Source organism: Citreimonas salinaria, assembly GCF_900107235.1.
Taxonomy (GTDB): Bacteria; Pseudomonadota; Alphaproteobacteria; order Rhodobacterales; family Rhodobacteraceae; genus Citreimonas; species Citreimonas salinaria.
Genome location: NZ_FNPF01000023.1, coordinates 23,402 through 46,975, shown reverse-complemented (window position 1 = coordinate 46,975; position 23,574 = coordinate 23,402). Strand labels below are relative to the sequence as shown.

Sequence of the window (23,574 nt, the reverse complement as noted above, 5' to 3'; positions counted from 1 at the left end):
GTGATGATCGTCAGCCTGTCCAGCCTGACGATCTTTCTGATCCCGCTGATCGCGCTGCTGCTGTCGCACGACGCCGTGGTGGGCGAGGCCGAGCGGGGCACGCTTCTGCTGCTGCTCAGCTACCCGGTGGCGCGCTGGCAGATCATCCTGGGCAAGTTCCTCGGCCATCTGGTGATCCTGGCGATCGCCACCACGATCGGCTACGGCGCGGCGGGGCTTGCGCTGGGTCTGCTTGCCGGCGGTCTCGGCGAGGGATGGGTCGCCTTCGCCCGCATGATCGGCAACTCGATCGCGCTGGGGGCCGCTTTCCTGGCCATCGGCTATGCGGTCAGCGCGCTGGCCCGCGAGCGCGGCGTCGCGGCCGGTATCGCGGTAGGCCTCTGGCTGCTTTTCGCCCTGGTCTACGACATGATCCTGCTGGGCGCGCTGGTCGTCGACCAAGGTTCGATCATCACGCCGACGGTCCTGAACGTGCTGCTGCTGCTGAACCCGGCCGACGTCTACCGGTTGCTGAACCTCGCGGGCTCGGCCGATGCCAGCATGTTCGCCGGCATGTCGGGCCTTGCCGCCGACGCCAGCCTCGGCGCGCCGGTCCTTCTGCTGGCGCTCGGCTGCTGGATCGTCGTGCCGCTCGCGCTGGCCAGCGTGCTTTTCAAGAGGAGGCAGCTATGACCGCCCGGTTCTTCGCCATCGCCCTTCTGTCTGTCGGCCTTCTCGCCGCCTGCGACGAGGACGAGGCCGCGCCGCCGCCCCCGCCGCAGGAACTGACCGGCAGCGAGATCAGCCATTACGACCACATGATCGTCGTCGATCATGACGGTCCGAAGGCGCAGATCCTGCTGGAAAGCCGTGAAGACCCCGTCTGGTTCTCGTCCGTGCGGGATGCATTCGCCTTTCATCTGCTGCCCGAAGAGCCACGCGACATCGCCGCGATCTACGTGACCGACATGGCACGCGCGGAAAGCTGGGCCGATCCCGGCCCCGGCGTCTGGATCGAGGCGCGCGAGGCGCATTTCGTGATCGGCAGCGACATGCGCGGCGGCATGGGCGCGGAAGAGCCCGTTCCCTTCGGGACCGAAGACGCCGCGGCGGCTTTCGCGACCGAACACGGGGGCGAGGTCGTCGCCTTCGACGCAGTGCCCGAGGATTACGTTCTCGGCGCGACGGTCGAGCCGATGCAGATGGACCACGGCGACATGTCCGGCATCGGACCGGACGCGGAATGAAGGGGCAGCACATGCATTCGAAGCTGGATCGCCGCCGGTTCATCGGCATCACCGCCGCGGCGGCGGGCCTCGCGGCCCTACCTGCCGCGGTCAATGAGGGCTCTCTGCACGTCTGGAACGGCACCGCGCTGGGGGCGCGGGCGAGCTTGCGGCTCTACCATCCGGACCGGCCGACGGCCGAGGCGGCGATCGCCCGGTGCGTGGCCGAGATAGGTCGGCTGGAACGCATCTTCAGCCTCTACCGCCCCGGTTCGGCCGTCAGCCGCCTGAACCGGGACGGCGCGCTTTCGTCGCCGCCCTTCGACCTGGTGCGGCTGCTCGACACCGCCGGGCAGATCCATCGCAGCACAGGCGGCGTGTTCGACATGAGTGTGCAGCCGCTCTGGCAGTTGTATTCCGCGCATTTCGCGCAGGACCCGGACCGGACCGACCTGCCTGCCCCGAAGGCGCATGCGGCCGCCTTGGCGCTTGTGGGGCAAGCCCGCGTGACGGTGGCGCCCGGCCGGATCGCCTTCGACCGGCCCGGCATGGCACTGACCCCGAACGGGATCGCGCAGGGCTACGTGACGGACCGCATTGCAGAGCTGCTGCGTGAAGCGGGCTTTTCCGACGTTCTGGTCGATCTCGGCGAGGCGCGGGCCCTGGGGCGGCATCCCGGCGGTACGCCCTGGCGGGCGGCGCTGGCTGACCCGGGCGGCGGTGCGCCGCAGCGTACCGTCGAGCTGGTCGACTCCGCGCTGGCCACGTCCGCGCCGGGCGGCTTCGCCTTTGATCGCGCGGGGCGGGTGCACCACATCTTCGATCCGCGCACCGGCACGCCGACCGAAGGCCGCGCCAGCGTCTCGGTCGTGGCGCCCGAGGCCACCTTGGCCGACGCGTTGTCGACCGCCTTCATGCAGATGTCGACGGCGCAGATCCGTCGGACCCTTGCCGCCCATGACGGTGTCCGGGTCCATGTGCTGAACCGGGACGGCACGCGCGAAGAGATCGCCTCGGCCGCGGGATGAGCGGCGCGCGGATCTTCTTTGCGCTGGCGCTTGGATTCGCCGGGCTCTGGATACCGATCTGGCTGCTGCGGTACGCGGGCGTCGTTCCCGGCGCGGGCGTCCTGTGGCACGGGCACGAGATGATCTACGGCTACCTCGCGGCGATGGTGGCGGGGTTCCTCACCGTGGGCGATCGCGGTCCGCGCATCCTGGGGCTGGCCGCACTGTGGATCGCGGCGCGGCTGCTGCTGCTTGCGGACGTGTTGCCGTGGGTCGCCGCGCTGCTGGACCTCGCGTTCCTGCCGCTGCTGATCCTGCTGCGCAAGCCGCCGCTCTGGTCGGGCAGGAAGTTCATGTCGCTCGGGATCATCTGCGTCGTGGGCGCGCTGACGGCGGCGAACGCGGGGATGGTCCTGTTCCCGGCCGCGGCGGCGGAGGCGCTGCGCATGGCCGCCATGCTGGCGGTCGCGCTGATCGTCGTAGTGGGCGGGCGGCTGGTGCCCGGCCACACGCGGGCGGCCACGCGCCGCGGCCCCGGCCTGGGCCTTGCGCGGACCGAAACGGCCAGCGTTGCACTGGCCGCCGCGCTTGTCGTGGTCGAAGCCTTCGGGGCGGCAGTCACCTCCGGTTCGGTGGCGGGGGCGCTCTGCCTTCTGCAGGCATATCGCCTGTGGCACTGGTGGGACCGCGGCGTGCTGTCCGATCCGCTTCTGTGGGGGCTGCACGCGGGCTATGCCTGGCTGTCGGCCGGGCTGCTGGCCTATTCCGCCGCGCGGTTCGGGACCGGCATCGGGGCAGGGGACGCGCTGCACCTGATCCTGGTGGGGGCCGTCGGGTCGATGACGCTAGTGATCGCGCTGCGCCTAATCCGCGCACAGGCGCGCGAGGCGCAGCGGGGCGACTGGAAGGACGGAGTGGTCCTGGCGCTGGTGAGCCTGGCGGCGCTTCTGCGCGGCGGGGTGCCACTGGTCGCGCCGGAGTATCTGGTCCCTGCTGCCGCAGCCGGCGGCATGGTGTGGAGCGCGGCGATGCTTCTCGCGCTGGTCGTCTACGCGCCGCGGCTGCTGGGGTGGGGCAAGGGCGCGGGAGCCTGAGAAACGGCTAACGCCTAGTCGTCCGGCGCCAGTGCGCGCGCAGCCTCCGACGGCAAAGGGCCGCCCTTGGTCAGGCGGCCCCTCAATGCGTGCCTTGCAAGGGGGGGCGCCTAGGCGCCCCCCCGAGGCGTCATTCGACCTGGGCGAGCGCGGCGTCCATCCGCTTTGCTGCCTGTCCGGGGTGCTTCACCGCCTTGGCGGCCTCGACATCGCCCACGTCACCGACCTGAACGACGGCGACCATGCCCATCGCGTAATGCGGCTTGCACTTGACGCCATAGATGCCTTCTTCGGTGAAGGTCACGCTGACCTCCTTGTTCATAGCGCCGACGAAGGGCTCGGCACCTTCGGGCAGCATCTCCGAGATGGTTTCGGCGTTGTGGCTCTTGTCGGTCGGCAGGAACGTCACGGTGTCGCCGGGCTCGACCTTGAGGAAGGCAGGCTCGAACACCATCATGCCGTCTGCGCCGCGGTTGAGCATCTTGACCTCGTGGGTCGCGGCCTGCGCTGTCATGGCCAGGGCACCGAAAGCGGCGGCGAGAGCGAGAGTGCGAAGCATGAATTTGTCCTTTCCACATGCGTCTGAATTCCTGACCTTCATATGGGCACTGCAAGGACATCGGACTTTGCGCTTGATCAATCTCCTGACCATCACGGCAAGAATTTCGCCGATCCGCTTCGCGCTTCATGGCGGGTCGTAGGGCAGCGGTCGAACGACCGGGCAACTCGCGGGATCCTGTATGGGATGACCGGGCGTGGTGCTGCGCGCGGCACGGAGCGACTTCGCCGGAAATGGCCGCACGGGCGAAGCCGGCCGCGGTCGGTATGCTGGATGCTGACCGCGTCAGGCGCGAACGCGTGCGGCGGCGGCCAGGGCCGCGCGAAATTCGGTTTCGTCCACGTCGTGGGAGCGGCACGCATCGGTCACCGTGTGGAACCGGCCGACCATGCAGCCGACGCAGAGCATCCTGTACCGCAGAAAGACCGCGATCGTCTCGGGCCAGATATCCATGAGGTCCGACAGCGCCAGGTCGGGCGCATCCAAGGACGGCGCTTGCATCAGGCATTCCTCCGGCGCAGAAGTCCGGGCACCGTGCACGAAGAGCCCCCGGGCTTCTTTGCGCTTACTCAACGTTTCGCCTGCTGCAGGGCCGTTTCGCTATGCAGGAACGCGCAAGGAGGGCCACATGCCTCAGATGAACGCCGCGCCAAGGGCAAAGCCGAGCATGCCCGCGACGATGAGGGCGGCGCTGATCGCGCTTGCGCGCACCAGCCGCGCATCGAAGGTCGGAACCCGCGCCGCGGCCTCTTGCCCGAACCGGCCGCGCGTGCGGTGTAGTCCCGGCACCGGCGTGAACAGGTTGTCGGGCTGGTCGCGCTTTACCGGTTGTTCCGTGCTCTGCCCTTCGATTCCGGATTTGGCCATCAAGCGGTCCAGGAGTCCGGGCCAGACCTGATTCCCCATGATGAGCAGCGGACCTTGGCGGCCCAGCCAGTATTCCCTCGCGGGCCTGTCGATCGCAGAGGCCACCGCCTCGGCGATCGCCTCGGGCTGATAGACCGGACCGGCGGGCCGCGGTTCGCTATCACGGTGGGTCCGTGCCCAGTCGAACTGGGGCGTGTTCACAGCGGGAAGATGCAATTCGGTGATCGCGATCCCGCTTCCAGCCGCCGCGAGTTCGCAACGCAGGGATGCGGTGAAGCCACGGATCGCATGCTTGGCGCCGCAATAGGCGGATTGAAGCGGTATGCCCCGGTAGGCGAGCGCCGAGCCGATCTGGACGATGGTACCGCGTTCGCGCGTCCGCATGTCGCGAAGCGCTGCCATGGTCCCGTTGACAAAGCCGAGATAAGTGACTTCCGTGACGCGGCGCACCTCCTCGGGGGTGATTTGGTCGACGGTGCCGAAGACGGCAGCCATGGCCACGTTGATCCAGACGTCTATCCGGCCATGCGCCTCGGTCGCCGCCCGTCCGGCGGCCGCCACGGCATCGCCGGACGCCACGTCGCACGGCAGGACCAGGGCCTGTCCGCCCCTCGCCCGCACCTCGCGCGCGACGTCCTCGAGCGCGTCGGCGTCGCGGGCGAGAAGGGCCAGCGCCGTGTCGGGACCAGCGAGGCGCAGGGTTATGGCCCGTCCAACGCCGGCCGATGCGCCGGTGATGACGATGCTCCGTCTGTTCCCTGCCATTTTCAAACTCCAAGTCCTACAAGAGAAAAACGGCCGGATCCGGCCTGGAGGCTCCCGATGGGGCACATGCCTGCTTCGTTCGCCATCACGCCAGGACCCAGCCGAGGATCGCGCCATAGAACGCGTGAGAAAGAAGCGTCGTGATCGGGGTCATCCGGCCATAGTTCAGGGCGAGGAACCCGGGCGGCTGCAGCCGCCGCTGTGCGATCGGCCCCGCATAGGGCGAGGCCACCCGCGGGTGGAAGTACGGCAGAAGCGGCATGATCATCGTCAGCAGGAAAAGCCCGTGCAGCAGCCCGGTGCCGACCCCCAGCAGCAAGCCCGCCCGTCCCAGCATCGCGAAGAACCAGGCGTAGAGGAACGCGAATATCCATCCGCCCAGCGTGTAGAGAAGAAGGCCGAAGATGGCGGCCCGACTCCGGCGGCCGGTCACGAAGAAGCCCATGAGGAACGGCAGCGACAGTCGCGAGTAGCCGAGGCCCTGGCTCGCGAACATGCCTACGGACAGGACCAACGTCGCCACCAGCCCCCCGACCAGCACGATCTCGATCTGGCCGATCGCCTCGGCGAGGGCGGGGAAGGCACTCATTGCGGACTCCCTTGACTTGCGCGGCTGATCGCCTCGGCCGCCAGGATCAGTCCGACGTGACTGAAGGCCTGCGGATAATTGCCCAGATGCTCGCCGGACACAGCCGCGGCCTCCTCTGCGAAAAACCCCAGATCGTTGCCGTATTCCAGAAGCACCTCCATCCGCCGCTCTGCCTGTTCGACTCGGCCCATCCTCGCAAGCGCCTCGACCGCCCAGAAGCTGCAGATGAAGAAGGCGTTCTCTTCCGAGGCCAGGCGGTCAAAGCCGAAGGGATAGCGCAGGATCAGCGCCTCTCCCACGCGCAGCTCACGGTCGATCGTCTCGAAGGTCCGCAGGAAGCGGGGATCGTTCGCGTCGACGTAACCGTATTTCGGCAGCGTCAGGAGGCTTGCATCGGGCGCATCCGAATCCGACGCGGCGACGTAGCCACGCTCGGGGTGGTAGCACTCCTCCTCGATGAAGTTCGCGATCTCGGTGCGCTGCTTCCTCAGCGGCTCGGCATCACCCTCGAATGCGCCATCTTCCACCAGCCGCACAAGGCAGTTGAGCGCCGCCCAGCACAGCATCTTGGAATGCGTGTAATGGCGCCGCTGCCCGCGGATCTCCCAGATGCCGGCGTCCGGTTCCTTCCAGACGCGGCTGACGATGCGCCCCATCTCCCAGATCCTGCGTTGCTGCATCCTGCCGATCTCGCCGCCGCCCGCCAGGAATTCGGCCGCGGCCGAGACGATCTGGCCGTAGCCGTCCAGCTGCAGCTGGTCGTGCGCGTTGTTTCCCACCCGCACCGGTTGCGACCCGCGCCAGCCCTCCAGATGCGGCAGCGTCCGCTCGGGCACACTCTCCTGTCCGTAGACATCGTAGAGAACCCGGAGATGCGGATGCGTCTTGCGCGTCGCATGCAGCAGCCAGTCGAAGAAGGCGCCGGCCTCATTGTTGCAGCCCATCGTCACCAGCGCCCGCACCGTCAGCGAGGCGTCGCGCAGCCAGCAATAGCGGTAATCCCAGTTCCGGCTTCCGCCCGACGTTTCGGGCAGCGACGTGGTGGGCGCGGCAACGATCGCACCCGAACGTGCATGCGTCAGGAGCTTCAGCGCCAGCGCGCTGCGGAACGCGGGTTCTCGCCATGGGCCCGCCCATTGCAGGCGTCCGCTCCATTCATCCCACCAGCGGATCGTCGCGTCGAGTCGAGCATCCGCCTCGGCCCCCAGCGGCTGAACCACACCGGGGTCTTTCCCCACATAGGCAAGCGAAACATGGCGCGTTTCTCCCGCCTCGAGCCTCGTCACGCCTTCAAGAACCGCGCCTCGCTGCGTGAGCCCGACATCGAGATCCGTCCGCAGAATGAAGCCCCGTCCACCGTCGGCGAACGACCAGCCGATGCGACCGAGGCCGCGCATCGTCATCGGCGCGCGACCGTAGCCGCGCCGCGGCTCGAGCCGGAGCGCCACGTCGACGGTGCCCTCGCGCACCGTTACGCGGCGCAGAATCTCGCTCTCCGGAGTGATGTAGTCATCCTCTGCATTGAGCGCCGACATCGCTTCTGTGATCACGGCCGTTCCCGTGTCGGTTTCGACCTCGGTCTCAAGAACGGGCGTGCCCGGCAGGTAGCGCCGATGGGTCCTGCGCGGGTTCACGGGAAAGAGCGAAAAAGCTCCGCCTACCTTCCGGTCGAGCAGCGCGCCGAAATAGGCCGTGCTCGAGAAGTCGGGGAAACAGGCCCATTCGATCCTGCCCATCCGGTCGACCAGCACGGCCGTCCGGCAGTCGCCCAGAACGGCGTAGCTGCCGATGTCGGGGTAGCCTTCCGGTGCGTGCACGTGTGCCTCGTCGATGTCGGGTGTCGCTTGTTCCATGGCTTCAGGAGGGCGCTCGGGCCATTTCCGTGATGCGGTCGGCGATGCGGGCGGCGTTCGCCATGATCGTCAGCGACGGATTCACGCCGCCGCCCGTGGGCATGACCGACCCGTCGCAGATCCAGAGGTTGTCGCAGGACCATGCCCGGCCGTTCCGGTCGACGACGCTGTCTTCGGGTCCGAACCCCATCGGGCAGCCGCCCATCAGGTGCGCGGTGCCTTCCGTCTCGAAGAGATCGCGCGCGCCCGCGGCGCTCAGCATCTCGCGCATGAAGCCGTTCGCGTGGCGCGTCAATGCGCGGTCGTTTTCACCATAGCCGAAGGTGACGCGTGCCAGCGGCAGGCCGAGTTCGTCGACCTCATCGCTCAGTTCCACCCGGTTCCGAAGGTCTGGCAGGACTTCCCCGACGATCTTCAGTCCCGCCATGTGGTTGTAGAGCGCCATCTTGTGCCTGAGGTCCATCCCGATTGCGCCGGTGTGTGTGACGAGCGCCGCGGCGAAGTCCGCCGGCAACGGCCCCTGGCTCATGACCGCGTATCCGCCGTGGAAGTCCTTGTCGTCCTCGTAGTTCCAGTGCTCCGTCACGGCCATCGACGGCGGGCCCTTGTACCAGCGGATCTCGTCGTCCATCACGCCCCAAACCGCGTCGTTCGAATGCACCATCAAGGATCTGCCGACCAGGCCGTTCCCGTTCGCGAGCCCGTCGGGATGCGCCGGTCCGGTCGAGTTCAACAGCAGGCGCGGTGTCTCGATGGAATAGCCGGCGACCACGACGTTGCGCGCCTTCTGAAAGTGCCATGCCCCGTCGCGTTGGTAGTGAACGCCGGTTGCCCGTCCGGCTGCGTCGGTCTCGACCCGGCCGACCATGGCAAGGTCGCGGATCTCGGCGCCCGCGGCCAGTGCGCGCGGAATGTAGGTGTTGAGTATGCTCTGCTTCGCGTTGGTCGAGCAGCCGATCTTGCAGAAGCCGCGATAGACGCAGGGATGCGCCCGGCCGCGGGGGGCGGACACTGTGGAGATGGGGCAGGGCGCCCAGTCGATCCCAAGCGCCTCGGCACCGTGGGCCAGGACCATCCCCGCCGCGTTCACCTCGTGTGGGCGATAGGGATAGCGACCGCGCTTCGGGCCCCACGGGTAGCGGACGGGCCCCGAGATGCTGAGCGCACGCTCGACCTCGTCGTAGTAGGTCCACATCTCGCGCCAATCGACCGGCCAGTCCTTGCCGTAGCCGAGAAGCGAGCGGGAGCGGAACCATTCCGGGCGGAAGCGCAGGGTGACCATCTGGAAATGCACGGTCGACCCACCCACCGAGCGCCCCGAATTGTTCGAGCCGAACTCGATCGCGTCGCTGCCGCCGCTGATCCGCTCCTGGTTCCAGTAGAGTTTTTCCTGCTCGAGCTCGTCCGAGGCGAAATCCGACAGCGGGCGATAGAACGCGCCCGCGTCGAACGCGACGGTCGAGAAACCCGCCTCGGCCAGCTTCGCGGCAAGCACGCCGCCGCCGGCCCCGGTGCCGACGATGGCGAAATCCACGGTTTCGCTATCCGCGAAGGACCGCATCGGCACCGATCCGTCGGTCGAGAAGACATCAGGGGCGCGGCCGTCGGTGGCGCGAAGTTCGGTCGTCATTTCAGGTCCTCCTCCGCTTCCCAAGCCTCCCATCGATCACGACGGTTCGCCGAAAGCCGCACGTAGCCGCGCGGCGACGCCGGACCGCCGAATCCGATCTCGCTCCAGGCGGTGGGATGGCCGTAGTAGGTGCGTACGATCTCCTTCGCGAAGATCTCGCGAAACAGGCGGCGCGGCGGCAGGTCCTGCCATTCGGGAGCCTGAACGTCCTCGTCGTCCAACCTCTTCAGCACCGCCTCACGATCCTCAAGGGCGAGTTCGGCGAAGCCGCGACCGGTCCTGCACCGCGCCTCGGCATCGAGCGCCGCAAGCCCCCGGCGCCACGCCTCGCGCATCGGTGGCAGCTCGGCGTAGCGCGTTCCGGAGGTCCGGTTCTCGGCCATCACCGCGTCGATGAAGGGTGCGAGCGGGATAGGATCCGCCCGTTCGGGCTGAGGCATGATGGTGTCGCACAAGGCCTGCAGCGTCGCCCACTCGTCCTGGTCGAAGAAGCGCCGTTGCGGAACGTCATGCAGACGCCGACCGACCACGTCCCGCGTGATGTCGTCCCATGACGCGCTGTTCCATTTGTCGAGGACGTCGTAGCCGGGATAGCGGCGTGGCGGAGAAGTCATCGCGCCTCCTCGCTTTCCAGCAGGTCGATGGTTCCCAGTCCCGCGATGGCCACGCCGGTGAAGCTTGGCGGGGCGGGCAGCGGCGGCGCGACCTGCAGGTTCTGCGACCAGTTGCGCCAGCCTCCCATGTTGCGGTGGATGCCCCAGGCGTGGAAGGCGGTGCCGGCGAGCCCCATGAGCGCGGTGGCGCGCAACAGGATGCGGGCGCGGCGCAGGCGTCTTCGAGACGGGCCCCGCACCACGTCGGCCGTGGCGATCGCCGCCAGAGTGGGCATGATCACCGGCGTGTACATGATCGGGTTGTGGAACGAGCCGCGGAAATGCAGCAGTGCCACCTCGGCCGTGGTCCCCAGCAGGCCGAGCGTCGTGCCGAACGCTAGCCTGCGCCCGACCTGCCGCCGCGTCCCCTCCCGCGGGTCTGGGCGCTCCAACCGTAGCGCGGCGCGGCCGGCCCGTCCCGCCAGCAGCAGCGCCCCCGGCGCGCCGATGGGGGCGGCGTAGAACAGGCTTTCCCACGACAGCGCGCCGGGGCGCCGCATGATGTTGCGGGCGTGAAAGAAATGGCCGGCCAAACCTGCCACGACGGCAGCGTGAAAAATCCCTCTCTGGGTGCGCCGGCCAATCCTTTCGCCGCAGAGCGTGGCGGCCAGCGTGGTGCCGGCCGCGACCGGTGCCGCGAACATCGCCTTGTGGTGATAGCCGCCGCGATAATGCTCGACCGCGCTGTCGGCGAGGACACTGGCGGCGAGCAGGGACGCGCCGCGACGGGTGTTGCGCGCGGCGCGCGCCGGCGTGGCGCGCGGATCGCGCGAGGGGTGGCTGATCGGAGGCCGACGCTTCGTGGCCACCCCCACGACAAGCGCCCCGAGCGCCAGAGACGTCAGCGCGACGGCCGCGCGCGACCTTTCGCGCGGAAGGTGCTGCTTGACCGTCATGCCGCGCCCTCCGGCCAGACCCGGTATTGCTCGGCATCCTGCGTCTTGAGCGCCAAGCCCAGGCCCGGGCGGGTGAGATCGGGCGCCGCGTGGCCGTTCTTCGCTTGCGCGGCGCCGTCGAGCAGCATGGATTCCAGACGGACATGGTCGTGGAACCATTCGACGTGCTTCAGCCGCTGCAGGCACGTCGCCGCCTGCATGTGGAGCGCGGGTGCGCAATGCAGCGACAACGGCACGTTCGCCGCCCAGGCCATGGCGTCCGCCTGCAGAAGGCCGGTGATCCCGCAACAGCGGGTCGCATCGACCTGCAGCACGTCGACTGCACCGGTTCGCAGCAACGACTGGAAATGGAACGCGTCATAGCCGTATTCGCCCGCCGCGATGTCCATGCCCGAAGGCCCGCGATCGCGCAGAAGGCGAAGGCCGTCCAGGTCGTCGGAGGAAACCGGCTCCTCGAACCAGGCGACGCCCTCGTCGGCCGCGATCTCGGCCATCAGAAGGGCGTCCTTGCGCGAACAGGCGCCGTTCGCGTCGATCATCAGGTCGGCCTCGCCGCCGGCAGTGCGGCGCGCCTCCGCGATCCGGTCCGCCTCGGCGACAGGGTCGCCGCTGACCTTGATCTTGAGCGATGTGAACCCGGCTTCCACCCAGTCCTCGATCTGCTGTGCCATCTCTTGGGGCGAGTAGCTCGTGAAACCACCGCTGCCATAGACGGGCACCGTGTCGCGCCGCCGCCCGAGAAGCGACGACACCGGCTGGTCCAGAAGCTTGCCCCGAAGGTCGTGCAGCGCCGCGTCGCAGGCTGATATCGCCATTGCCGCGACCCCAGCGCGGCCGTGGTTGCGGACAGCGTCGACCATGTCGCGCCAGCGGGCTGCGGTCGCGAGCCCGTCCTCTCCTTCGAGAACGGGCGCCAGGACGTCGGTCACGAACAAGGCGGTTGACCGGTCGGCGTAAGTGTAGCCGAACCCGGTTCGCCCCGCAGCGCCGATCTCGCACGTGACCATCGTCGTGGCATCCCATGCAAGCGTGCCGTCGGCTTCCGGGCGATCCGTCGGCACGCGGTAGGCGGCGACCCGGACGCTGCTGATCGCAGCCTCGGCCATCAGGACGTGAAGTACCGCTTGAAGGCGTTCTTGATGATCGCCCCTTCGTCGGGATCGCCCTTCATCAGCGTCTTGAAGTAGTTGTTGCGCTGCTTGGACGTGATCTTGGGCGGAAGCGTCGGGATCGTTGCGTCGCAGACGCAGTCGATCAGGACCGGCCGGTCCGCCGCGAACGCCCTGTCCCATGCGGGGCCGATCTGGTCCGGATGCTCGACCCTGATGCCGATCAGGCCAAGTGACTCGGCGTAGGCCGCGTAGTTGAACGGCGGCACCTTCTGGGTTTCCTCGAGACTGGGGAAGCCGCCCATCGCGCGCATCTCCCAAGTGACCTGGTTGAGGTCCTCGTTGTTGACGACGGCGATCACGCAGCGCGGGTCGGACCAGGCCCGCCAGTACTTGGCGATGGTCATGAGCGCCGAGTTGCCGAGCATCTGCATCGCCCCGTCGCCGACGAAGCTGACGGCGACACGGTCGGGATGGGTGAACTTGGCCGCCGTGGCGTAGGGGACGCCGGGGCACATCGTGGCGAGCGTACCCGACAGCGACGCCTTCATCCCCTCGCGGATCCTGATCGCGCGGGCGTACCAGTTGGCCGAGCTGCCGCTGTCGGCCGAGATGATCGCGCCGTCGGGAAGCCGGGGCGAGCATTCCCAGAACAGGCGCTGCGGATTGATCGGGTCGCCCTCGTGCATGGCGCGCTTCTCGACGCCCTCCCACCACCGGGCGACGTCCTTCTCGATCTTCTCGCGCCAGGACCGGTCCGACTTGTGCTCGAGATAGGGCAGCAGCGCGGCGAGCGTGTCGCGGCTGTCGCCGACCAGGTTCACGTCCATCGGGTAGCGGATCGAAAGCATGCCCGGGTCGATGTCGATCTGGACGCCGCGCGCCTTGCCTTCCTCGGGCAGGAATTCCGAGTATGGGAAGCCCGAGCCGACCATGAGGAAGGCGTCGCAATCCATCATCAGGTCCCAGGACGGCGTCGTGCCGAGCAGGCCCATCTGGCCCGTGACGTAGGGCAGATCGTCCGGCAGCGCGGCCTTGCCGAGCAGCGCCTTGCAGACCCCGGCCCCCAGCGCCTCGGCCACGGCCTTGACCTCTTCGCCCGCACCGATGGCGCCGGCGCCGATCATGATCGCAGGCTTCTTCGCCTCGTTGAGGATGGCGGCGGCCTCGCGCAGGTCCTCCTCGGCGGGGACGATGCGGGGCTTCGGCGCGTAACCAATGCCGGAATGGACCGTGCCGTGCGCGTGTGGCGGGCTTTCCACCGCGTCTTCGTCGCCGACGTCATCTGGCAGGATGATCGCGGTCACGCAACGCTTGGCCTTGGCGATGCGGAAGGCGCGGTCGATCAGGTGGCGCATCTGCGCCGGCGACTGGCAGACATGCACGAAGTTGTGCGCCACGTCCTTGAAGAGCGTGTGCAGGTCCACCTCCTGCTGGTAGTTCCCGCCCAGCGCCGCGCGATCCTGCTGGCCGACGATGGCCACCACCGGCTGGTGATCGAGCTTGGCGTCGTAAAGCCCGTTCAGCAGGTGGATGGCGCCGGGTCCGGAGGTCGCGAGGCAGACACCGGGTTCACCGGTCCACTTGGCATGGGCGCACGCCATGAACGCCGCCTCTTCCTCGTGGCGGGCCTGAACGAAGGTGAACCGATCGATCGCCTTCTCGAGCGCCTCCAGCGTCGAGCTGATACCGTCTCCGGGGAAGCCGTAGATATTGCGGACGCCCCAGTTCGTCAGGCGGTCGAGCATGAAATCGGCAGTCGTCTTGGCCATGTCCCTCTCCTCTCGCTTCGCAGCGCCTTGGATCGCTCGGGGCAGCCCTGAACGTGATCTTCAAGGCGCCTCCGTGTCTGGCGAACGAGGGCGACGGCGCATGTGTTCCGACTTATTCATGACCGCTTGGAACGCTCCTGCGGTCGCTCCGGTTGTTGAGTTGGCTGCTCCTGCGCATGGGCGGGAATGGCCCAGTCAACGGGGGACGACATGGAGCCGACCGGAAAGACGCGCTGGGTGATCGCCGAGGGGTACATCCCGAGCGGCGGAATCCAGGGGGATCGCGCGCTGGAAAGCCACGAGACCTTCTGCATCCTCAACACCGGGCCGGAAGACGCCCGCATCTCGATCACGCTGTTCTTCGCCGATCGCGGGCCGGTGGGGCCATACACCGTCACGGTGCCCGCCGAGCGGACGATGCACCTGCGCGCGAACGACCTCGAGGACCCCGAGCCGGTTCCCAGAGATACCGACTATGCCACCGTTCTCGAGTCGAACGTGCCGGTGGTCGTGCAGCACACCCGGCTGGACAGCCGGCCGGAATCCTTCGCGCTGCTCAGCACCGTCGCCTACCCGGCGGTCTGATGCGGTCACGCCTGCCGATACGGATCAGCGGCGCCGCCCTCGTCCTCGGTGTACTCGCGAACTGCTCCGGGTCGCAGAACGTCCTCGCGCCGGCAAGCGACGATGCGCGCTTGATTGCGCTGCTGACGTACTGGCTGTTCGGCGTCGCCGTGATCGTCTTCTTCGTAACAATCGCGCTTCTGCTTCTCGGTCTGCTGCTGAGCCGCGGCGGCAAGGAGCGGCCGATCTCGTTCCGCGCCTCGACCGCCCTGGTCGTGACGGGCGGCGTCGTAGCGCCCATCTTTGCGATCATCGCGCTCACGCTCTCGGGCGTGATGATCGGGGACGAAACCGAAGGCCCGCGGGGAGAGGCCGGCCCGAGGATAGAGGTGGTGGGCCGCCTGTGGTGGTGGGAGTTCCGCTATCTCGACGAGGCGGGCGAGGTGGTGGCCGTGACCGCGAACGAGCTGCATCTTCCGGTCGGCAAGCGCGCGCGGCTGGAGCTGATATCCGACAACGTGATCCACAGCTTCTGGGTGCCGAACCTTCAGGGCAAGACGGACCTGATCCCCGGCACGCACAACGAACTTTACGCCGAACCCGCCGTTCCCGGGGTCTGGCGCGGGCAATGCGCCGAGTTCTGCGGCATCCAGCACGCGTTGATGGGCTTCGTGGTCGTGGCCGAGCCAGAGCCCGACTACCAGGCTTGGCTCGCGGCCGAGGCCGAGGACGCCGCAACGACGGAAGGGCCGGGCTTCGACGTGTTCATGAAGTACGGCTGCGGCGACTGCCACACGATCCGCGGAACCGAAGCGCAAGGCGAAGAGGGGCCGGACCTGACGCATCTGGCAAGCCGAAGGACGCTCGCGGCGGCGACACTCCCGAACACGCGCGGCAATCTCGGGGGCTGGATCACCAGCACGCACAGCGTGAAGCCCGGCGCCCTGATGCCCGAAACCGCGCCCGAGGCCGCCGAACTGCAGCTCCTCCTCGATTTTCTGGAGTCGCTCGAATGACGGATCTCGATCCAGCTCTCGACCTGCGCCGCAGCCGTCACGACCCGGTGCCCGAGCATCTGGCCGAGCTCGAGCGCACGTGGCTGTCGCCGCCGGGCTTCCTCGGGTGGTTCACGCATGTCAACCACACCAGCATCGGGCTGCGTTTCCTGATCACGTCGCTCGTCTTCTTCATGCTGGCGGGCCTTCTGGGCCTGGCGATGCGGATGCAGCTTCTGTCGCCGCTGAACGGTTTCCTCGACCCCGACACCTACAACCAGGTCATGACGGTGCACGGGACAGCCATGATGTTCCTGTTCGCGATCCCGGCGATGGAGGGGATCGGCATCTACCTCGTCCCGCTAATGGTCGGCGCGCGCGACATGGCGTTCCCGCGGCTGAACGCCTTCGGCTACTACGTCTACCTGATCGGCGGCACCACGTTCTTCGCCTCGCTGTTCCTGGGCCTCGCGCCCGACGCGGGCTGGTTCAACTACGTGCCACTGTCGAACCGCGACTACTCGGAAGGCTACGGCATCGACGTTTGGACGACGATGATCACCTTCATCGAGGTTTCGGCCCTGACGGCCGCGGTCGAGCTGATCGTCACGATCTTCAAGCTGCGCGTGCCCGGCATGTCGCTTCACCGGATGCCGATCTTCGTCTGGGCGATCCTGGTCATGGCCTTCATGATCCTGTTCGCCATGCCCTCGGTCATCGTGGCAAGCGCGTTCCTGATGATGGACCGGCTTGTCGAGACGCAGTTCTTCGTCGCCGAAATGGGCGGCTCGCCGCTTCTGTGGCAGCATCTCTTCTGGTTCTTCGGCCACCCCGAGGTCTACATCATCCTCGTTCCCGCGCTGGGCATCGTCACCACCATCGTGGTGACGTTCACGCAGCGGCCTGTCTTCGGCTACACCGCGCTTGTGCTGGCCATCGTGGGCATCGGGATGGTCAGCTTCGGCCTGTGGGTCCACCACATGTACACGACGGGCCTGCCGCTTCTGGGGCGGTCCTTCTTCCAGGCGGCCTCGGCGATGATCGCCATCGCGTCGGGCGTGCAGATCTTCAGCTGGATCGCGACCCTGTGGGGCGCGCGAATCCGCTTCGCCACGCCGATGTGGTTCGTGCTGGGCTTCTTCGGCGTCTTCATCGCTGGCGGCCTGACCGGCGTCATGGTCGCCTCGGTCCCGTTCGACCGGCAGGTCCACGACACGTACTTCGTCGTCGCGCACTTCCACTACGTCCTGGTCGGCGGCGCGGTATTCCCGCTGTTCGCCGGGCTCTACTACTGGTTCCCGAAGGCGACGGGACGCCTGCTGCACGAGGGTCTGGGCAAATGGAGCTGCGCGATCATCTTCGCAGGCTTCAACGTGACGTTCTTCCCGATGCACCAGCTGGGCCTCGAGGGGATGCCGCGGCGCGTCTACACCTACCTGCCCGAGATGGACTGGACGTTCCTGAACCAGCTGTCCAGCATCGGCTCGCTGATCCTTGCTGCCGGGTTCGCCCTGACGCTCTGGAACGTCATCCGCAGCCTTCGCCACGGCGCCGACAGCCCGCCCAACCCGTGGCACGCGCCGACGCTGGACTGGGCGACGACGTCGCCGCCGCTGAACTGCAACTTCGCCCGCCAGGCCGTGGTCGAAAGCCGCCACCCGGTCTGGGACTGGAGCCGTGACGGCAAGCGCGGCGTGGTCGACGGGCTGAGATCCGACCGCCGCGAAACGGTGGTGACGACGCTGCTCGATGCGCGGCCGCAATCGGTGCAGATTCTTCCGAAGCCCACGCCATGGCCGTTCTTCTCGGCCGTGATCGCGTCGATCTGCTTCTTCGGTCTGATCTTCAGCCCGTGGTTCTACGTGGCCGGTGTCTTCGGCACCTTCGTGACCTTCGTGTTCTGGTTCCTGCCGCGCAAGCGCGAGGAGGTCGTATGAGCGAACCCGTCATCGAAACGCATGTCGAGGTCGACGCCTCGGAACTGCCGCGCCTGACGCCGCACACGCATCCGCTGTGGTGGGGTGTGCTGGGTGCCGTGGCAATCGAGGCCGCGGTCGTGGCGAACCTGCTCACCAGCTACTTTTACCTGATGGCGCAGAACGAGGTCTGGCCACCCGAGGGCGTCGACCCGCCCGACCTGCTCTACGCGACGATCGTGCTCTTCGTGCTTCCGCTCAGCAGCGTGACAATGTGGTGGGCCGGGCGAGGCTCCGACCGCAACCGCAAGACGCAGCTTGCCTTGGGCGTGACGGCAAGCGTCGGCCTCGCGACCCTCGCGCTGGTCTTTCGCAGCTTCCAGATCGCGGCGTTCGACATTCGCTGGGACGAGCACGCCTACGGCTCGATCCTGTGGGCCATCACCGGCTTCCACTTCACCCACGTCGTCTCGGCAATTCTCGGCACGGCCGTCGTCTCGATCCTGGCTTGGAAGAACTACTTTACCTCGGAACGGCAACTGGGCGTCGTGGTCGACACGCTGTACTGGTATTTCGTCGCCGGCGTTTTCATCCCGATCTACCTGGTGCTCTACTGGGCACCTCGATGGTTGTGAGGTCGCCGATGGCCGAAGACGCGCACGAGCAGAGCCACGAGCACAAGGAGGACGGCATCCGCGCCCATCAGGAGGGGGCGGAGGCGCTGACCCCTTGGGTCGGCTGGGTGCTGGCGCCTGCCGCCTGGGCGCTTCATCAGGGGATCGGCTACGCGATGGTGCCATGGCTCTGCGGCACGCAACGCGTCTGGCCGTATCACGCGCTCACCGCCTTTGCCGTCGCCATCTGTGCGATCGGCGCGGCAACGGCCGTCCATGCCCTGCATCGGTCGCAGAAGATCCGCCCGGAACGGAGTGCCCAGCGGATGCGGATGATGGCGCTGGTGGGCCTGATGTTCTGCGGCGCGGCTTTCGGCGGCATCGCCGTCGAGTATGTCGGCGTGTTCTACATCTCCGTCTGCGCAGGGGTGGATCAGTAACATGCGCATGGTGCCCGGCTTGATCGTCCTGCTCTTTCCAGTCACTGCCCAGGCGCACGAGGCGGGGTTGTCCGACGGCGGACTCCCGAACGCGTTCGTGGTCCTTCCCCTTCTTCTCGCGGGCGGACTCTACGTGGCGGGTGTTGCGCGGCTCTGGCGCCAAGCGGGCAGCGGAGGCGGCTTGTCGCACTTCAGGGCGGCGAGCTTCGCCGCGGGTCTCGCGCTGTCCGCGCTCATGTTGTTTTCGCCGATCGATGCGATTGCCGAGCGGCTTCTTTCGGCGCACATGATCCAGCATTTCGGGCTGATGCTCGTGGCGGCCCCGCTCATGGTGCTGGGTCGACCGCGGATCGCGGTGCTTTGGGCGGTGCCGCAACGGGGCCGTCCGGCATTGGCGCGGCTTGGCCAAGGCGCGACCGGGCGGGTATGGCGGACGGCGACGCATCCATTCGGGGCGTGGTTGCTTTACTTCGCCGTCCTCTGGGCGTGGCACATGCCAACGCTCTATCAACTCGCACTCGGCGACGACTGGGTTCACGCGCTGCAGCACATGAGCTTCCTCGGTGTCGCGGTGCTGTTCTGCGTCGCGGTGCTGGACCTGCCCAGGGCCGAGGGGCGCGCCGGCGCCTTCCTGGCGATTTTCGCCACCGCCCTCCAGTCCAGTGCGCTGGCGGCCTTGCTGACCACGGCGCGGACGCTTTGGTACCCGGCCTACGCGTCCGGGGCAGGCGAGTGGAACCTCTCGCCGCTGGAGGACCAGCAGCTGGCCGGGCTCATCATGTGGGTGCCGTGCGGCGCCATCCTGATCGGGGCGGCGATCGCAGTTCTAGCAGGTATCCTGCGCGACACCGAGGTGCGGGCCGAGAGGGTTTCGTCATGATGAGGGCGCTGATCCTGCTTCCCCTCCTCCTCGCCGGATGCGACGACGATCCGTCCGCGGCTGCACGGGCGCTTATATCGGCGAACGGCTGCGGCACGTGTCACCAAATTCCCGAATTCGACGGCGCGGACGGGGTGACCGGCCCGCCGCTCACGGCGATGTCCCGGCAGGTCTACGTGGCGGGCGTTGTGCCCAACACGCTCGAGGCCCTGACGGCCTTCATCGCGGACCCGCAGGCGATCGATCCACGCTCGGCCATGCCCGACCTCAACCTGTCGCAAGACGAGGCGCGCCTGATCGCGCAATACCTCTACGCGGTGGGGGAAGGCTCGTGAGGCAGACGTTGCGCATCATGCTGGTCTCGCTCGGATCGCTCGCCGCGGCGGGCGTGCTGGCTTTCGTCGCCGGCGGCTTTTACGACATCACGGCGATCAAGCAACATCCCGCCTGGGTCTTCCACGCGATCGGCATCGGCCGCGACACGCTCGTCGCCCTGCAGGCCGACGCCGACGAGGTTCCGGAGGATTTCGCTCCGGTCGCGGATGCCAGGAACGTGGCGCTCTACCGAAAGCACTGCACGCAGTGCCATGGCGCGCCGGGCGTCGCGCCCGAGGAGTTCGCGCTGGGGATGATGCCGGTGCCGTCGAACCTCGTGGCCGCCGGACGCGAGCGCCCGCCGGAGGAGATTTACTGGTTCATCCGCTACGGCCTGAAGATGAGCGGGATGCCCGCCTGGTCCATGCGCATGAGCGAGGCCGATATGTGGCGCATCACCGCGCTGGTCGAGGCGTTCCCGACACTGTCGCCCGAAGCCTACGCAGAACTCGTCGAGGCGGGCCCGCAGCAGCTGGATTCCATGACTTCGGTCGCCGAGGCAGGACCATTCACGCCCTTCGGCAACCCCGAACGCGGACGCAAGGCGATGCAGGTCCATGCCTGTCCGCAATGCCACATGATCGAGGGCATCGTCGGCCGCTCGGATCTTCACGTGGGGCCGCCGCTAGACGATGCGGGGGCGCGGAAGTACATCGCCGGCGTCGTGCCGAACACGCCCGAGAACATGATCCGCTGGATCATGCACCCGCAGGAGGTGGACCCTCTGAGCGCAATGCCCGACCTCGGGGTCTCTGAAGGCATCGCACGGGACATGGCGGCGTACCTTTACGCGATTGCCGGTACCGGCCACGCGAGCGTTGGCGCCGCCCCGGTCGACCCGCGCTAGGCGCCGCCACTTCGCGTCGGCCTGCCCACAGCGCCGAAGCCGACGCAAAGGCAGACTATCAGGAACAATCCATGGTTCAGGGGCTTTCCCAAGTGTGACGACCCCAAGTTGGCGCAGACAAAGGAGATCACCATGAAACGGATCACCATCGCGACAAGCTGTGCGACCGCCCTCGGCCTGTTGATGTCGACCGCCGCGATCGCGCAGGACGAGGTTGACGTTCTGTCCACATGGTCCTACGACACGCTCTACGCCGAGGGCTGGAGCGTCGAGAACATGTTCGACGAGACCGAGATCATAGACGCCAGCGGCGAGGATGTGGGCGACGTCGAGAACGTCGTCTTCAGCAACGACGGCCAGGTGCTTGGCATCATCGCGCAAGTCGGCGGGTTCTGGGACATCGGCGACACCCATGTCTACGTGCCGTGGGACGAAGTGACCATGCAGACCGGCATCCAGCAGATCCGGATCCCGGTGACCGAGGAAAATGTCAGCGAGTACGACGCGTTCGGCAGCGGGTGGTTCGATGAAGAGGTTATCTCGGCGGAAGCGACCGATACGACCCAAGTCGTCAACGACGATCTCGTCGCCGGGCAGAACGTCTTCAAGGCAACTGACCTGATCGGTGACTATTCGTATCTTCAGGACAATGCCCGCTATGGATACGTTTCCGACCTCATCGTCCAGGACGGCGCATTGTCCGCCATCATGGTCGATGCCCGCGCCTCCGGGCGCCCGGGCTACTTTGCCTACCCGTACGGTCCGCGCGCCAACATGAATACCATGCGCTACGACATGCCTTACGGTCAGGAACAGGTCGATACGATCGAGAATTTCGACTACGGGCAGCTGGAATCCCGGATTAGCCGGTAACGGGAATCAATTCTTCGCAAGAAACGCCGCAACACGCCGTTGCGGCGTTTCTCCGGGCCGGCGATCCGCCTTCGCGAAGTCCTGTCGGCGGCCACGAGTTCGCCGGATCATCGGTGACGCCTGACGCAGCGGGGCAGGCGGGTGCCGCCGGCCGAACCGCCTCGGGCGGCGGGGGAACAAGAGGAAACAGTGCAGAACTTCTTCACTCTATGGCATGAAGCGGCGCGGACATCGACGGGCCTCTTCTGGATGGCGTTCTGGGCCTTCGGCTTGGGCTACGTGATCTCGAGCCTGATCCAGGTCTTCGTCACCGAGGCTCGCATGAAGCGCGAAATGGGCGAGGCCGGCCCGCGAAGCGTCGGGCTCGCCACGGTGTTCGGCTTCGTCTCCAGTTCCTGCTCGTTCGCCGCGCTTGCCACGTCGCGTTCGCTTTTCGCGAAGGGGGCGGGCCTTGTTCCGGCCCTCGCCTTCCTGCTGGCCTCGACGAACCTGGTGATCGAACTCGGCATCATCATCGCGGTTTTCCTGTCGTGGCAATTCGTGGTCGGCGAATACTTGGGCGGCATGCTGCTGATCCTGCTCATGTGGCTGGTCGTCCGGCTGACCTACCCGGACAAGCTGGCCGAGGCGGCGCGTGAGCGTGCGCGCGAACAGGAGGGCGAGGACGAGACGGACGTTCCGGACTGGCGCAAGCTGATCCGCAGCCGCGAAGGTTGGGGCATGGTCGCCAACCGGTACGTGATGGAATGGTCGATGGTCTGGAAGGACGTCACGATCGGCTTTGCTGTGGCCGGGATTGTCGCCGCCTTCGTCCCGCGCGAATTCTTCCAGTGGCTCTTTATCGGCTCGGGCAGCGAGGACTTGGGTTTCTTCCAGTTACTGCAGCACGCGCTCGTCGGTCCGGTGGCCGCGTTCTTCACCTTCATCGGCTCGATGGGCAACATTCCCCTTGCCGCGGTGCTGTTCTCGAACGGCGTCAGCTTCGCGGGGGTAATGGCGTTCATCTTCAGCGATCTGGTGGTGCTGCCGGTGCTGCGCATACAGGCCAAGTATTACGGCTGGCGTTTCGCGCTGTACATTCTGGGGGTCTTCCTGGTCGTGCTGGTCGCGGCGACCATTGCCATGCATTACGGTTTCCAGCTCGCCGGTCTTCTGCCGGATCCCTCGAGCGCGCAAAGTGTCACGGATCGCGACTTCTTCCAAGTCGATTACACCCTTTTCCTCAACGCGGCCTTTATCGCCGTGACCGTGGTTTTCATCGTGTGGAAGATGCGGAGTTCGGGCCTTTCGCTGGACTGGGGCGCCGACGCCACCGAAAAGGTGCTCTTCGTGCTCTCGATGGTGGCGTATGCATGGCTGGCGGGCGGGTGGCTTATCGCGCCGCTGCTGGCCGGGTAGGACGGCGAGGCCAACCCCTTCGGGAAGCGTTGGAACGAAGCTCGGATCGTACTGGTTTTTCCGTCGGACGGGCGGCTCACGCCCGCCGGACTTGTCTCAGTGCCGGGAGACGCGCCGCGGTGTCGATCCCGGCGAGAAAGGAAAGATCATGAATATCAGCGATCTTCGAACCCTTTACGTCACCGAGTTGCAAGAGGCGCGCTCCATGGAAGAGCTGCTTGCCGAGGCGATGCCGCAGCTGGCAGAGGTGGCGACCGATCCTCAACTCAAGGATATGCTCCGAGAGGATGTGGATGAAGTCCGCTCGCAGGTCGAGCGTCTGGCGCAGATCATCGACAGCCATGGTGCCGAACCCTACGAGCACCGCGACAACTCGATGGCGACGATCTGTGCGGAAGCCGAGAAATGGGCAGGCATGATCGACGATGCCGCGGTCCGCGATGCTGCGATCATCGCGTCGGCGCAGCGGGTCCAGCATTACGAGATAGCCGTCTACGGCTCGCTCGCCACATGGGCTAAGCAGCTTGGACTGGACGAACTCGACACACTGGTTGCGATCCTCGACGAGGAGAAGGGCGCGGATGACAAGCTCACTGAAATCGCAAAGGGCACCGTGAATCCCGGCGCGCCGACCTGACGCATCTCCCGGCAAAGCCCTGCGCGGCAGGAAATG

25 protein-coding genes are annotated in these 23,574 nt (G+C 67.1%); 15 read left to right on the top strand and 10 right to left on the bottom strand.

Annotated elements, in window-relative coordinates; all coding sequences use genetic code 11:
* The 4 genes from BLW27_RS18800 to BLW27_RS18785 all read left to right on the top strand — a co-directional run.
* On the top strand, nucleotides 1-672 hold a 672-nt coding region (locus BLW27_RS18800), incomplete at its 5' end, for an ABC transporter permease subunit (RefSeq protein WP_143042360.1).
* Nucleotides 669-1,226, top strand: coding sequence for a nitrous oxide reductase accessory protein NosL (locus BLW27_RS18795; RefSeq protein ID WP_089885987.1), 558 nt, complete (start codon nucleotides 669-671; stop codon nucleotides 1,224-1,226). The genes BLW27_RS18800 and BLW27_RS18795, both read left to right, overlap by 4 nt.
* An 11-nt stretch (nucleotides 1,227-1,237) precedes the next feature.
* Nucleotides 1,238-2,233 (top strand): FAD:protein FMN transferase, encoded by a 996-nt coding sequence (locus tag BLW27_RS18790; protein ID WP_177178002.1) that lies wholly within the window; start codon nucleotides 1,238-1,240, stop codon nucleotides 2,231-2,233.
* The gene (locus tag BLW27_RS18785) at nucleotides 2,230-3,306 is read left to right on the top strand and encodes an NnrS family protein (RefSeq protein ID WP_089885981.1); all 1,077 of its coding nucleotides are present in this window, start codon (nucleotides 2,230-2,232) and stop codon (nucleotides 3,304-3,306) included. The genes BLW27_RS18790 and BLW27_RS18785 overlap by 4 nt, the downstream gene beginning before the upstream one ends.
* Nucleotides 3,307-3,436: 130 nt before the next feature.
* Here the strand turns inward: BLW27_RS18785 and BLW27_RS18780 are convergent, their stop codons facing one another.
* The 10 genes from BLW27_RS18780 to BLW27_RS18735 form a co-directional block, all read right to left on the bottom strand.
* Nucleotides 3,437-3,865 carry a pseudoazurin gene (locus BLW27_RS18780; protein WP_089885978.1) on the bottom strand — a complete coding sequence of 143 codons (429 nt, stop codon included), beginning with the start codon at nucleotides 3,863-3,865 and terminating at the stop codon, nucleotides 3,437-3,439.
* Nucleotides 3,866-4,150: 285 nt separating this feature from the next.
* Nucleotides 4,151-4,366 carry a DUF1858 domain-containing protein gene (locus tag BLW27_RS18775; RefSeq protein ID WP_089885975.1) on the bottom strand — a complete coding sequence of 72 codons (216 nt, stop codon included), beginning with the start codon at nucleotides 4,364-4,366 and terminating at the stop codon, nucleotides 4,151-4,153.
* Nucleotides 4,367-4,498: 132 nt separating this feature from the next.
* A complete protein-coding gene (locus BLW27_RS18770; protein ID WP_218141165.1) occupies nucleotides 4,499-5,563 on the bottom strand; it encodes an SDR family oxidoreductase in 1,065 nt (354 codons plus the stop codon).
* Between the two features lie 19 nt (nucleotides 5,564-5,582).
* Nucleotides 5,583-6,086: a hypothetical protein gene (locus BLW27_RS18765; protein ID WP_089885972.1), complete on the bottom strand. Its 504-nt coding sequence runs from the start codon at nucleotides 6,084-6,086 to the stop codon at nucleotides 5,583-5,585.
* Nucleotides 6,083-7,939 carry a glycoside hydrolase family 15 protein gene (locus BLW27_RS18760; RefSeq protein ID WP_089885968.1) on the bottom strand — a complete coding sequence of 619 codons (1,857 nt, stop codon included), beginning with the start codon at nucleotides 7,937-7,939 and terminating at the stop codon, nucleotides 6,083-6,085. Before BLW27_RS18760 ends, BLW27_RS18765 begins: the two co-directional genes overlap by 4 nt.
* 4 nt (nucleotides 7,940-7,943) lie before the next feature.
* Nucleotides 7,944-9,569 (bottom strand): GMC family oxidoreductase, encoded by a 1,626-nt coding sequence (locus BLW27_RS18755; protein WP_089885965.1) that lies wholly within the window; start codon nucleotides 9,567-9,569, stop codon nucleotides 7,944-7,946.
* Nucleotides 9,566-10,183, bottom strand: a complete 618-nt coding sequence (locus tag BLW27_RS18750; RefSeq protein WP_089885963.1) for a gluconate 2-dehydrogenase subunit 3 family protein — start codon at nucleotides 10,181-10,183, stop codon at nucleotides 9,566-9,568. The genes BLW27_RS18755 and BLW27_RS18750 overlap by 4 nt, the downstream gene beginning before the upstream one ends.
* Nucleotides 10,180-11,118: a hypothetical protein gene (locus BLW27_RS18745; RefSeq protein WP_218141164.1), complete on the bottom strand. Its 939-nt coding sequence runs from the start codon at nucleotides 11,116-11,118 to the stop codon at nucleotides 10,180-10,182. Before BLW27_RS18745 ends, BLW27_RS18750 begins: the two co-directional genes overlap by 4 nt.
* A complete protein-coding gene (locus BLW27_RS18740; RefSeq protein WP_089885960.1) occupies nucleotides 11,115-12,224 on the bottom strand; it encodes an enolase C-terminal domain-like protein in 1,110 nt (369 codons plus the stop codon). Before BLW27_RS18740 ends, BLW27_RS18745 begins: the two co-directional genes overlap by 4 nt.
* Complete coding sequence (locus BLW27_RS18735; protein WP_089885957.1) at nucleotides 12,224-13,999, bottom strand: thiamine pyrophosphate-requiring protein; 1,776 nt, start codon at nucleotides 13,997-13,999, stop codon at nucleotides 12,224-12,226. Before BLW27_RS18735 ends, BLW27_RS18740 begins: the two co-directional genes overlap by 1 nt.
* 186 nt (nucleotides 14,000-14,185) lie before the next feature.
* On the opposite strand from BLW27_RS18735, the gene BLW27_RS18730 reads away from it, so the two are divergent.
* The 11 genes from BLW27_RS18730 (at nucleotide 14,186) to BLW27_RS18680 (ending at nucleotide 23,538) form a co-directional block, all read left to right on the top strand.
* Entirely contained in the window at nucleotides 14,186-14,584 is a 399-nt protein-coding gene (locus tag BLW27_RS18730) for a sensory rhodopsin transducer (protein WP_245710945.1), read from the top strand.
* Nucleotides 14,584-15,579, top strand: coding sequence for a cytochrome c oxidase subunit II (locus BLW27_RS18725; RefSeq protein WP_089885948.1), 996 nt, complete (start codon nucleotides 14,584-14,586; stop codon nucleotides 15,577-15,579). Before BLW27_RS18730 ends, BLW27_RS18725 begins: the two co-directional genes overlap by 1 nt.
* Complete coding sequence (gene ctaD / locus BLW27_RS18720; RefSeq protein ID WP_089885945.1) at nucleotides 15,576-17,495, top strand: cytochrome c oxidase subunit I; 1,920 nt, start codon at nucleotides 15,576-15,578, stop codon at nucleotides 17,493-17,495. The genes BLW27_RS18725 and ctaD overlap by 4 nt, the downstream gene beginning before the upstream one ends.
* Nucleotides 17,492-18,109, top strand: a complete 618-nt coding sequence (locus BLW27_RS18715; protein WP_177178001.1) for a cytochrome c oxidase subunit 3 — start codon at nucleotides 17,492-17,494, stop codon at nucleotides 18,107-18,109. Before ctaD ends, BLW27_RS18715 begins: the two co-directional genes overlap by 4 nt.
* Nucleotides 18,110-18,117: 8 nt before the next feature.
* Nucleotides 18,118-18,528 carry a hypothetical protein gene (locus BLW27_RS18710; protein WP_089885939.1) on the top strand — a complete coding sequence of 137 codons (411 nt, stop codon included), beginning with the start codon at nucleotides 18,118-18,120 and terminating at the stop codon, nucleotides 18,526-18,528.
* Nucleotide 18,529: 1 nt separating this feature from the next.
* Nucleotides 18,530-19,408 (top strand): cytochrome c oxidase assembly protein, encoded by an 879-nt coding sequence (locus BLW27_RS18705; RefSeq protein ID WP_177178000.1) that lies wholly within the window; start codon nucleotides 18,530-18,532, stop codon nucleotides 19,406-19,408.
* Complete coding sequence (locus BLW27_RS18700) at nucleotides 19,405-19,743, top strand: c-type cytochrome (RefSeq protein WP_089885935.1); 339 nt, start codon at nucleotides 19,405-19,407, stop codon at nucleotides 19,741-19,743. Before BLW27_RS18705 ends, BLW27_RS18700 begins: the two co-directional genes overlap by 4 nt.
* Nucleotides 19,740-20,630 (top strand): c-type cytochrome, encoded by an 891-nt coding sequence (locus tag BLW27_RS18695; RefSeq protein ID WP_218141163.1) that lies wholly within the window; start codon nucleotides 19,740-19,742, stop codon nucleotides 20,628-20,630. Before BLW27_RS18700 ends, BLW27_RS18695 begins: the two co-directional genes overlap by 4 nt.
* Before the next feature lie 132 nt (nucleotides 20,631-20,762).
* Nucleotides 20,763-21,503: a PRC-barrel domain-containing protein gene (locus BLW27_RS18690; RefSeq protein ID WP_089885932.1), complete on the top strand. Its 741-nt coding sequence runs from the start codon at nucleotides 20,763-20,765 to the stop codon at nucleotides 21,501-21,503.
* Between the two features lie 189 nt (nucleotides 21,504-21,692).
* Entirely contained in the window at nucleotides 21,693-22,901 is a 1,209-nt protein-coding gene (locus tag BLW27_RS18685) for a permease (protein WP_089885929.1), read from the top strand.
* A 148-nt stretch (nucleotides 22,902-23,049) separates the two neighbouring features.
* Nucleotides 23,050-23,538 carry a YciE/YciF ferroxidase family protein gene (locus tag BLW27_RS18680; RefSeq protein WP_177177999.1) on the top strand — a complete coding sequence of 163 codons (489 nt, stop codon included), beginning with the start codon at nucleotides 23,050-23,052 and terminating at the stop codon, nucleotides 23,536-23,538.
* Nucleotides 23,539-23,574 lie beyond the last annotated feature (36 nt).

Coding starts and splice junctions, on each gene's coding strand:
- BLW27_RS18700 (WP_089885935.1), top strand. CDS start 19,405: ATGATGAGGGCGCTGATCCTGCTTCCCCTCCTCCTCGCCGGATGCGAC.
- BLW27_RS18780 (WP_089885978.1), bottom strand. CDS start 3,865: ATGCTTCGCACTCTCGCTCTCGCCGCCGCTTTCGGTGCCCTGGCCATG.
- BLW27_RS18680 (WP_177177999.1), top strand. CDS start 23,050: ATGAATATCAGCGATCTTCGAACCCTTTACGTCACCGAGTTGCAAGAG.
- BLW27_RS18750 (WP_089885963.1), bottom strand. CDS start 10,183: ATGACTTCTCCGCCACGCCGCTATCCCGGCTACGACGTCCTCGACAAA.
- BLW27_RS18745 (WP_218141164.1), bottom strand. CDS start 11,118: ATGACGGTCAAGCAGCACCTTCCGCGCGAAAGGTCGCGCGCGGCCGTC.
- BLW27_RS18775 (WP_089885975.1), bottom strand. CDS start 4,366: ATGCAAGCGCCGTCCTTGGATGCGCCCGACCTGGCGCTGTCGGACCTC.
- BLW27_RS18730 (WP_245710945.1), top strand. CDS start 14,186: ATGGCCCAGTCAACGGGGGACGACATGGAGCCGACCGGAAAGACGCGC.
- BLW27_RS18765 (WP_089885972.1), bottom strand. CDS start 6,086: ATGAGTGCCTTCCCCGCCCTCGCCGAGGCGATCGGCCAGATCGAGATC.
- BLW27_RS18740 (WP_089885960.1), bottom strand. CDS start 12,224: ATGGCCGAGGCTGCGATCAGCAGCGTCCGGGTCGCCGCCTACCGCGTG.
- BLW27_RS18715 (WP_177178001.1), top strand. CDS start 17,492: ATGAGCGAACCCGTCATCGAAACGCATGTCGAGGTCGACGCCTCGGAA.
- ctaD (WP_089885945.1), top strand. CDS start 15,576: ATGACGGATCTCGATCCAGCTCTCGACCTGCGCCGCAGCCGTCACGAC.
- BLW27_RS18690 (WP_089885932.1), top strand. CDS start 20,763: ATGAAACGGATCACCATCGCGACAAGCTGTGCGACCGCCCTCGGCCTG.
- BLW27_RS18705 (WP_177178000.1), top strand. CDS start 18,530: ATGCGCATGGTGCCCGGCTTGATCGTCCTGCTCTTTCCAGTCACTGCC.
- BLW27_RS18785 (WP_089885981.1), top strand. CDS start 2,230: ATGAGCGGCGCGCGGATCTTCTTTGCGCTGGCGCTTGGATTCGCCGGG.
- BLW27_RS18710 (WP_089885939.1), top strand. CDS start 18,118: ATGGCCGAAGACGCGCACGAGCAGAGCCACGAGCACAAGGAGGACGGC.
- BLW27_RS18795 (WP_089885987.1), top strand. CDS start 669: ATGACCGCCCGGTTCTTCGCCATCGCCCTTCTGTCTGTCGGCCTTCTC.
- BLW27_RS18790 (WP_177178002.1), top strand. CDS start 1,238: ATGCATTCGAAGCTGGATCGCCGCCGGTTCATCGGCATCACCGCCGCG.
- BLW27_RS18755 (WP_089885965.1), bottom strand. CDS start 9,569: ATGACGACCGAACTTCGCGCCACCGACGGCCGCGCCCCTGATGTCTTC.
- BLW27_RS18760 (WP_089885968.1), bottom strand. CDS start 7,939: ATGGAACAAGCGACACCCGACATCGACGAGGCACACGTGCACGCACCG.
- BLW27_RS18735 (WP_089885957.1), bottom strand. CDS start 13,999: ATGGCCAAGACGACTGCCGATTTCATGCTCGACCGCCTGACGAACTGG.
- BLW27_RS18725 (WP_089885948.1), top strand. CDS start 14,584: ATGCGGTCACGCCTGCCGATACGGATCAGCGGCGCCGCCCTCGTCCTC.